This is a genomic window from Hwanghaeella sp. 1Z406, from assembly GCF_048892425.1.
Taxonomy (GTDB): Bacteria; Pseudomonadota; Alphaproteobacteria; order UBA8366; family Aestuariispiraceae; genus Pacificispira.
In genome coordinates this window covers 1-360 of the sequence record NZ_JBLZHU010000035.1, presented here as the reverse complement: position 1 = coordinate 360, position 360 = coordinate 1, and the positions used below count along the sequence as shown (strand labels likewise).

1 pseudogene is annotated in these 360 nt (G+C 51.4%); it reads left to right on the top strand.

Annotation, left to right across the window (positions count from 1 at the left end):
* A pseudogene (locus tag ACOSDR_RS20245) lies at positions 1–280 on the top strand (actin, cytoplasmic 2); the annotation flags it as partial.
* Between the last annotated feature and the right edge of the window lie 80 nt (positions 281–360).

Below are 360 nucleotides of genomic sequence, written 5' to 3'. Positions count from 1 at the left end.
GAAGTGTGATGTGGATATCCGCAAAGACCTGTATGCCAATACAGTGCTGTCTGGTGGTACCACCATGTACCCAGGCATTGCTGACAGGATGCAGAAGGAGATCACAGCCCTAGCACCTAGCACGATGAAGATTAAGATCATTGCTCCCCCTGAGCGCAAGTACTCAGTCTGGATCGGTGGCTCCATTCTGGCCTCACTGTCCACCTTCCAGCAGATGTGGATCAGCAAGCAGGAGTATGATGAGTCCGGCCCCTCCATCGTCCACCGCAAATGCTTCTAGGCGGACTATGACTTAGTTGCGTTACACCCTTTCTTGACAAAACCTAACTTGCGCAGAAAACAAGATGAGATTGGCATGGC